The 6,000-nt window shown below is 39.9% G+C and carries 3 protein-coding genes; all 3 read left to right on the forward strand.

Annotated features, from left to right (window positions below):
• Positions 1-43: 43 nt before the first annotated feature.
• The gene (pepO, locus tag HT678_RS01410; RefSeq protein WP_172923688.1) at positions 44-1,936 is read left to right on the forward strand and encodes an endopeptidase PepO; all 1,893 of its coding nucleotides are present in this window, start codon (positions 44-46) and stop codon (positions 1,934-1,936) included.
• 182 nt (positions 1,937-2,118) lie between these two features.
• On the forward strand, positions 2,119-2,742 hold the full coding sequence (locus HT678_RS01415; protein WP_000078994.1) for a recombinase family protein: 624 nt from the start codon (positions 2,119-2,121) through the stop codon (positions 2,740-2,742).
• A gap of 427 nt (positions 2,743-3,169) precedes the next feature.
• Positions 3,170-5,800: an LPXTG cell wall anchor domain-containing protein gene (locus tag HT678_RS01420; RefSeq protein ID WP_172924533.1), complete on the forward strand. Its 2,631-nt coding sequence runs from the start codon at positions 3,170-3,172 to the stop codon at positions 5,798-5,800.
• The last annotated feature ends 200 nt before the right edge of the window (positions 5,801-6,000 follow it).

Genomic DNA, 6,000 nt, shown 5'->3' on the forward strand with positions numbered 1-6,000 from the left:
TAAGATAAAGACAAATACAAATACAAATGAAAGCGAGAACAAGATGACACGTTATCAAGATGATTTTTATGATGCTATCAATGGAGAATGGCAACAGACAGCTGAAATCCCAGCAGATAAGTCTCAAACAGGAGGTTTTGTTGATTTAGATCAGGAAATTGAAGACTTGATGCTGGCGACAACAGACAAGTGGTTAGCAGGTGAAGAGGTGCCTGAGGATGCTATCTTGGCAAACTTTGTCAAATACCACCGCCTAGTTCGTGATTTTGACAAGAGAGAAGCTGACGGTATCACACCTGTCTTACCACTCCTTAAAGAATTCCAAGAGTTGGAGACTTTTGCGGATTTTACAGCTAAACTAGCAGAGTTTGAGCTTGCAGGAAAACCAAACTTCCTTCCTTTTGGTGTATCGCCAGACTTTATGGATGCTAGAATTAATGTTCTATGGGCTAGCGCTCCAAGCACGATCCTGCCAGATACGACCTACTATGCAGAAGAACATCCTCAGCGCGAAGAGCTCTTGACTCTTTGGAAAGAAAGCAGCGCAAATCTCCTCAAGGCTTATGATTTCTCTGATGAAGAAATTGAAGACTTGCTAGAAAAAAGACTTGAATTGGACCGTCGAGTTGCGGCAGTGGTGCTCTCTAATGAAGAAAGTTCAGAATATGCCAAACTCTACCATCCATATTCTTACGAAGATTTCAAGAAATTCGCGCCTGCCCTACCTTTGAATGACTTCTTCCAAGCTGTTCTTGGACAAGTACCAGACAAGGTTATTGTAGACGAGGAACGTTTCTGGCAAGCAGCAGATCAATTCTATAGTGAAGAGGCATGGCCTCTTCTCAAAGCAAACTTAATTTTAAGTGTAGTCAATCTTTCAACCAGCTATTTAACAGAAGAAATCCGTGTCTTGTCAGGTGCCTATAGCCGTGCGCTTTCAGGAGTTCCAGAAGCCAAAGACAAGGTCAAGGCAGCTTATCAACTAGCACAAGGTCCTTTCAAACAAGCCTTAGGTCTTTGGTATGCCCATGAAAAATTCTCTCCAGAAGCTAAGGCGGACGTGGAGAAAAAAGTGGCAACCATGATTGATGTCTATAAGGAACGCTTGGCTAAGAATGACTGGCTGACTCCTGAAACTCGTGACAAGGCCATCGTCAAACTCAATGTCATCAAGCCTTATATCGGTTATCCAGAAGAATTGCCAGCACGCTACAAAGACAAGGTAGTGGATGAGACTGCTAGTCTTTTTGACAATGCTCTAGCCTTTGCGCGTGTGGAAATCAAACACAGTTGGAGCAAGTGGAACCAACCTGTAGACTACAAGGAATGGGGCATGCCTGCTCACATGGTCAATGCCTACTACAATCCACAGAAGAATCTGATTGTCTTCCCAGCGGCTATTTTACAGGCACCTTTCTATGACTTGCATCAGTCATCTTCTGCTAATTACGGTGGTATTGGGGCGGTTATTGCTCATGAAATTTCCCACGCCTTTGATACCAACGGAGCTTCCTTTGACGAAAATGGTAGCCTCAAGGATTGGTGGACAGAGAGCGACTATGCTGCCTTCAAGGAGAAAACACAAAAAGTCATTGACCAATTTGATGGACAGGATTCTTATGGAGCAACCATTAACGGTAAATTGACTGTATCAGAAAACGTGGCTGACTTGGGAGGAATCGCAGCAGCGCTTGAAGCAGCTAAGAGAGAAGCAGACTTCTCAGCAGAAGAGTTCTTCTACAACTTCGGTCGCATCTGGCGCATGAAAGGTCGTCCAGAATTTATGAAACTTTTGGCTAGTGTCGATGTGCACGCGCCAGCCAAACTTCGTGTCAATGTACAAGTGCCAAACTTCGATGATTTCTTTACAACCTATGATGTCAAAGAAGGTGACGGAATGTGGCGTTCACCAGAAGAGCGCGTGATTATTTGGTAATACAAAGAGACAAGTAAAACTCCTATAATTACACCTTCCCTATCTATGTACACCCTAAAAAGTTAGATAGAATAATCTAGCTTTTGGGGTGTAGTTCATAGGGATTATGAAATTGAAGTCTTTTCTTATTTTAAAATTCATAGTAAAATATCCCTCTGTATCAAGATAACAGGAGGATTTTTATGTCTCAAAAGACTATCAACATAGGCTACGCCCGTGTATCTACTCATAAGCAAGACCTAGGATTGAAAGTGCAAATCGAAGCTCTCAAACATTGCGATAAACTTTTTATAGAAAAGGAATCTGGTGCAAATAACACTCGTCCTGAACTTACAAAAGCCTTAAAACTGGCCTCTGACTTTTCGAAAGATGGCAAGCAGGTTACTTTCACTATCTATAAGTTAGATAGACTGACTCGATCTATGTTTAAGCTACTAGAACTTATTGAACAATTTAATGAATATCATATTCAGCTAGTCAGTTTGCATGAAAAACTAGAAACAGACTCTCTTATTGGCAGGTTACTTTGCGTCATTTTAGGCTTTGTGGCAGAAAATGAGCTGGAAAATCTGAGGTTTCGCACAAAAGAAGGACTTCGAAAAGCTAAGGAAAATGGTGTTAGATTAGGAGCAAAACGGATTTCAAAAGAAAAGGAGGAGCGGATACTTAACAAATATCTACATTCAAATATAAGCATACGTAATATTGCAAAAGCTGAACAAATTTCTACATCAACCCTATATAAAGTGTTAGAACGCAATAAAGTGGCGAACAATCGTCAAAAAAAAACGGAAAATCATTGCTAAAAATAGGGAAAAATGGTAGAATGAAGCTGTAAATTTGTTTCGATTAACGACCGTTTGATGAAACAGTCAAAACAACAATATGAATATTTAAAAAATACGAGTTTAACAGTGTTTTTAACCTGTATTAGACTGGTATTTTTTGTGTATCGTTTAACGGTCGTTACGCGATACACTTAGTTCCCTATCTCTAAAGTAGTTAGCGAGCTTATGGTAACAAAAAATTTAAAAATTATTAAGATATGTAATAGTGTAATAGCTGTATTGTTCAGTTAATGGATAAAGGTTCATTTAAGGCTTCTATCAAGAACATTAAATGTTTAGAGAATGAGTTGGCTCAAAATTTTGCTTTTGTGGTCTTGAAAGGAAGTTGATTTTGTTATTTTATAAGCCTAAAAAGGCAATTTTACATTCCCAAGGAGGAAAAATTATGAATAAACTAACTAAACTAGGTATTGTCACTTTCTCTGCTGTAACTCTTAGTGCTGCCGTGCCAACTTTGGTGCGTGCCGAGGAAAACGTTGCGCCGCAGCCAAATGTTGCTGCTAAACCTAATGTTGCTCAACCAACACCTGCACCAAAACCTAATGGTAGCTGGGTTGATTTCAGTATGCTCGACCCAATCGCTAAACCAAAACCAAAGCTAGACAAAGAAGTTTCAAAACCTGCTGAAAAGCCAGTAGAAGAGCCCGCTCCTGTCGAAAAACCTTCGACCGAGGGCAACATTCTTGCAAACGGAACAGATGAGGCTATCGCAGAGGACAAGAAAAATGCTGAGATCGAGAAAAAATACAACGTCGATCCAACCAATCAGCTACCCGAGCCAGGTCTACCAATCATAACACCTGAGCCAGAACAACCTATAACAGATTCTAAAGAGATGAAGAAGATGGTAGCAGAGGATTTAGCCTATAAGAAAGGAGCAGCTAAGACTCAAGAAGAGTACAATAAACTGATAGCTGAGGCTAATGAGAAGCTTTGGGCTGCTGACGGAGTTGATATGGATGAACTGATCCATAGACTAATCCCAGAAAAACCTGGAGCCGTGCCAGCATTCTCAGATATAAGCGTTCGAAAATATGAAATCCAAGCAGATTTCTTAGATGCTGATCTTGTCCAAAAACATGGATACACTACTGAATCAAGAATTGATAGTCCAAAACAAGCAGAAGTTAGCTCTACATGGAACGTACATGACAAAGATAGCGCAGATGGAATACTAACAGCAAAAAAATTCTCCGACTACACTTTTAGCCACGTTGTAAAAGCCGCTGCAGATCATCCAGATATTGATCCAGATCCAAAGGTTGTCAGAGTTAGTTATGATGCAGCCTATGCTTTGCGTGGTTCTGGTTACAAAAATGGTAAAGGAGATAATCTTTTCCGCTACTATTTTATTTACACTAAAAATAAACCAGTAGAAGAAAAACCGAAAGATCCGCAACCAGCGGAAACGGAAAAACCTGCTGAAGTTTCGAAACCAGCGGAGACAGTTGAACCAACTGTGCAGCCGAAACCAGCTGAGAACAAGCCGGTTAAAACTCCAATTCCGAATCCAAAACCAGCAGAAAACCCTCAACCAGAGGTTAAACCAGCAGAGCAACCACAACCTGCTAAACCAGTAGAACCAGCTGAAAATGCTGGATTGCCAAAGGTTCCTTATCGAAACGACCAGCCAAAACGTTGGTTTAATAACGGAACAGGTCGTCCTACTCTAACAACAAACGACCTTGCGGCTCCACTTCCTGCTGAAAATGTAGAAAAAACATCTTACGGTTGGTGGACAGCTGAATCAGACTTGCTTCATGCAGGCTCTCATATAAAAGTAAATACTTTTAATTCGAATTTCAATAATCCGATGTTCGAAAATGGTAAAGAGATAAAATTTAAAGGTAGCGGATTTGGAGATATGGACAGTAGGCTTAAACCTGCTCTTGTTCGAGTAAAAGTTCCAGAGTTGGAAGGAATGAACTACGAAGCTTATACAATCTTCTATGAAGTTCCTAATAAAAATGGAAATCCAACTTACGGAACAAATCGAACTCTCCAAGGTGGTGGAATCTCTTTGAGTATCAAATCGAAAGAGAAACAAGAGGATATCCAGGTTTATACATTAACTAAGGATAAAAAACTAGAAGAACTCTATTATCCAGGATTCCCAAGTGAGGACAAAAATCGCTATGATGCGAAAACTAAAACTCATTCATACAATCTATTTGGTGAAACCTACGATACTTATGTTTTCTTCTTTAAGAACCCTGCTGAAAAACAAGCTGAGCAAGTAAAACCTGAAGTTAAGCCAAGTGAGCAACCTAAGCCAGACAAGCAACCAAGTGTTCCTACTGTTCCAGCTGAGCAACCACAACCTGCTAAGCCAGAGAAACCAACTGAACAACCTGTGAATCCAGTTGCTCCAATAACACCGATAACTCCCGTAACGCCTACGCTTAATCCAGCCATCCCAAACAATACTCGTGTTCTTTCGAACAAAGCTGGAAGCGTTCAAGTGCATGGTTCAGAAGCAACACTCAAAAATGTCAGCTATATCAAGGTAGAAGAAACCAAGCCGACTTCACTTGAATCAAAAGACTACAAGGCATTTGACATTCATCTATATGACGCGAATGGTAAAGCTATCCAGCCAAATGGCATGGTTCTAGTAAGTCTTTCTGCTGATAAGCCAGTTGAAAATGTTTACTATGTTGCTCCAGATGGTACTTTACAGGCATTGAAGTTCAAACAAGATACAGATAAGGTTACTTTTGAAACCAATCACTTCAGTATCTATGCTATGACCTTCAAAGTTGCCGCAAGCCGTGATAACGGAGGTAGTACAACTCCTGTTCCAGTTGTAAATAGTAGTAATACTGAACAAAAAGGAAATGACGCAAGTAGTACAAAAACTCAAGCTGAGTCGTTAGCAACTAAGACTGAAACTATTTCGAAACAAGTAGCTAAGACTTTGCCAAATACTGGAGAAAATCACTCAATTCTCGCCACCCTATTTGGAATGTTAACTCTAACTGCTGGATTATTTAGCTTTCGTAAGGAGTCAGAATAACTCCAATTCATAGTTTATCTATCAAATATTTTAGACTGTGAAAAAATCAATTTGAGGAGATGATTTAGAAAATCTTTTCATGATAAAACGCATAATATCAAATTATCTACATCTGATATTATGCGTTTTTTATAATTCTAATACTCTTCGAAAATCTCTTCAAACCACGTCAGCTTCGCCTTGCCGTATGTATATGTTAC

The sequence above is a fragment of the Streptococcus sp. 3167 genome (assembly GCF_013277175.1).
Lineage (GTDB): Bacteria > Bacillota > Bacilli > Lactobacillales > Streptococcaceae > Streptococcus > Streptococcus pseudopneumoniae.

Coding starts and splice junctions, on each gene's coding strand:
- pepO (WP_172923688.1), top strand. CDS start 44: ATGACACGTTATCAAGATGATTTTTATGATGCTATCAATGGAGAATGG.
- HT678_RS01415 (WP_000078994.1), top strand. CDS start 2,119: ATGTCTCAAAAGACTATCAACATAGGCTACGCCCGTGTATCTACTCAT.
- HT678_RS01420 (WP_172924533.1), top strand. CDS start 3,170: ATGAATAAACTAACTAAACTAGGTATTGTCACTTTCTCTGCTGTAACT.